At 48.4% G+C, this 372-nt stretch carries 1 pseudogene; it reads right to left on the bottom strand.

The features are described 5' to 3' along the window. Positions 1-162 precede the first annotated feature (162 nt). Positions 163-372, bottom strand: a pseudogene (locus MO867_RS22740) (IS3 family transposase); the annotation flags it as partial.

Raw genomic sequence — 372 nt, 5'->3', positions numbered from 1 at the left:
AAAATAAGGCCTTCAAACGATGGCATAGTTTCCATGTCTGGCTATCTATTGAGCTATCACTGCGCTGACACCACTCGTAATAGCTACTCCTATTTACCCGCATCACTCGGCAGAGCGTCCTAACTGGAAAGCTGCCTTGCTGTTCTTTGATAACGTTGTACTTTACTTCATTTCTTTCGCAAAGAAGGCACTGGCCTTTTTTAGGATTTCTTTCTCCATCCGCAACTGCTTGTTTTCGCGTCGTAACCGATCCAATTCAGCGCGCTCGCCGGCATCTAGCCTTACTCCACTCTCTTCCTGCTTCAGCTCTTTTATCCAGCGTCGCAGGTTGCTGGCAGTGGTTCCTACAGCCTCTGCGGCCTTAGAAATCGA

Origin of the sequence: Microbulbifer okhotskensis (assembly GCF_023895975.1) — a bacterium.
In the GTDB taxonomy this organism is placed as follows: Bacteria; Pseudomonadota; Gammaproteobacteria; order Pseudomonadales; family Cellvibrionaceae; genus Microbulbifer; species Microbulbifer okhotskensis.
Note: the sequence above shows the minus strand (reverse complement) of the source record. Positions and strands in the feature narration are given on the sequence as shown.